This window comes from Allokutzneria multivorans (assembly GCF_039537405.1).
Lineage (GTDB): Bacteria > Actinomycetota > Actinomycetes > Mycobacteriales > Pseudonocardiaceae > Allokutzneria > Allokutzneria multivorans.
The window spans coordinates 1-2704 of the sequence record NZ_BAABAL010000033.1; the positions used below are offsets into that span (position 1 = coordinate 1).

1 rRNA gene is annotated in these 2704 nt (G+C 56.2%); it reads right to left on the minus strand.

From position 1 onward, the window contains the following. Nucleotide 1 precedes the first annotated feature (1 nt). A 23S ribosomal RNA gene (locus ABD798_RS37140) occupies nt 2–2704 on the minus strand; the annotation flags it as partial.

A 2704-nucleotide genomic window follows, 5' to 3' on the forward strand; every position in this document is an offset into this window, starting at 1 on the left:
CAAGCCCTCGGCCTATTAGTACCAGTCAACTCCATCCGTTACCGGACTTCCATCTCTGGCCTATCAACCCAGTCATCTACTGGGAGCCTTAACCACTCAAGGTGGTGGGATACCTCATCTTGGAACGAGCTTCCCGCTTAGATGCTTTCAGCGGTTATCCCTTCCGAACGTAGCCAACCAGCAATGCCCCTGGCGGAACAACTGGCACACCAGAGGTTCGTCCGTCCCGGTCCTCTCGTACTAGGGACAGCCTTCCTCAAGTATCCAACGCGCGCGGCGGATAGGGACCGAACTGTCTCACGACGTTCTAAACCCAGCTCGCGTGCCGCTTTAATGGGCGAACAGCCCAACCCTTGGGACCTACTCCAGCCCCAGGATGCGACGAGCCGACATCGAGGTGCCAAACCATGCCGTCGATATGGACTCTTGGGCAAGATCAGCCTGTTATCCCCGGGGTACCTTTTAGCCGTTGAGCGACACCGCTTCCACAAGCCAGTGCCGGATCACTAGTCCCGACTTTCGTCCCTGCTCGACCCGTCGGTCTCACAGTCAAGCTCCCTTGTGCACTTACACTCAACACCTGATTGCCAACCAGGCTGAGGGAACCTTTGGGCGCCTCCGTTACCCTTTGGGAGGCAACCGCCCCAGTTAAACTACCCACCAGGCACTGTCCCTGATCCAGATCATGGACCGAGGTTAGACATCCAGTACGACCAGAGTGGTATTTCAACAACGACTCCACAACCACTGGCGTGATCGCTTCACAGTCTCCCACCTATCCTACACAAGCCGAACCAAACACCAATACCAAGCTATAGTAAAGGTCCCGGGGTCTTTCCGTCCTGCCGCGCGTAACGAGCATCTTTACTCGTAGTGCAATTTCGCCGGGCCTGTGGTTGAGACAGCGGAGAAGTCGTTACGCCATTCGTGCAGGTCGGAACTTACCCGACAAGGAATTTCGCTACCTTAGGATGGTTATAGTTACCACCGCCGTTTACTGGCGCTTAAGTTCTCAGCTTCGCCCACCGAAATGGACTAACCGGTCCCCTTAACGTTCCAGCACCGGGCAGGCGTCAGTCCGTATACATCGTCTTGCGACTTCGCACGGACCTGTGTTTTTAATAAACAGTCGCTTCTCCCTGGTCTCTGCGGCCGTTCAGCCCTAACTTGTAAAAAGTTTCAGGCCACCCGGCCCCCCTTCTCCCGAAGTTACGGGGGCATTTTGCCGAGTTCCTTAACCACAGTTCACCCGATCGCCTCGGTATTCTCTACCTGACCACCTGTGTCGGTTTGGGGTACGGGCCGCATGGACACTCACTAGAGGCTTTTCTCGGCAGCATAGGATCACTCTACTTCGCCTCAATCGGCTACGCATCACGCCTCACCCTATATAGACAGCGGATTTGCCTACTGTCCGGGCCACACGCTTACACCAGTATTACCACTGACTGGCGGAGCTACCTTCCTGCGTCACCCCATCGCTTGACTACTACAGGCTCGGATCCCGCGCTCCACTCCTCTCGTCCGAAGACTCCAGAAGCTTTGGGCGGTTAGCATCACCTGCCTCACCATGGACGCATCCACACGGGTACGGGAATATCAACCCGTTGTCCATCGACTACGCCTGTCGGCCTCGCCTTAGGTCCCGACTTACCCTGGGCGGATTAGCCTGGCCCAGGAACCCTTGGTCATCCGGCGGCAGAGTTTCTCACTCTGCTTTCGCTACTCATACCTGCATTCTCACTCGCGTCACCTCCACAGCTGGTTTCCACCGCTGCTTCCCTGGTGACACGACGCTCCCCTACCCATCCACACACCTGGACCCAGAAATCAAGTTCCCGGGCCGGGCTATATATGTGAATGACACAGCTTCGGCGGTGCGCTTGAGCCCCGCTACATTGTCGGCGCTGAACCACTTGACCAGTGAGCTATTACGCACTCTTTCAAGGATGGCTGCTTCTAAGCCAACCTCCTGGTTGTCTAAGCGACCCAACATCCTTTCCCACTGAGCGCACACTTAGGGGCCTTAGCTGGTGTTCTGGGCTGTTTCCCTCTCGACTACGAAGCTTATCCCCCGCAGTCTCACTGCCACACTCTCACGTACCGGCATTCGGAGTTTGGCTGATTTCAGTAAGCTTGTAGGCCCCCTAGACCATCCAGTGCTCTACCTCCGGCACGAAACATGTGACGCTGCACCTAAATGCATTTCGGGGAGAACCAGCTATCACGGAGTTTGATTGGCCTTTCACCCCTACCCACAGCTCATCCCCTCAGTTTTCAACCTAAGTGGGTTCGGGCCTCCACGACGTCTTACCGTCGCTTCACCCTGGCCATGGGTAGATCACTCCGCTTCGGGTCTAGAGCACGCGACTCGATCGCCCTATTCAGACTCGCTTTCGCTACGGCTACCCCACACGGGTTAACCTCGCCACGTACCACTAACTCGCAGGCTCATTCTTCAAAAGGCACGCCATCACCCGAAGGCTCTGACGGATTGTAGGCACACGGTTTCAGGTACTCTTTCACTCCCCTCCCGGGGTACTTTTCACCTTTCCCTCACGGTACTAGTCCGCTATCGGTCACCAGGAAGTATTTAGGCTTAGCGGGTGGTCCCGCCAGATTCACAGCGAATTTCACGGGCTCGCTGCTACTTGGGATAACTACCCATGGAGACACCGGGTTTTCACGTACGGGAGTCTCACCC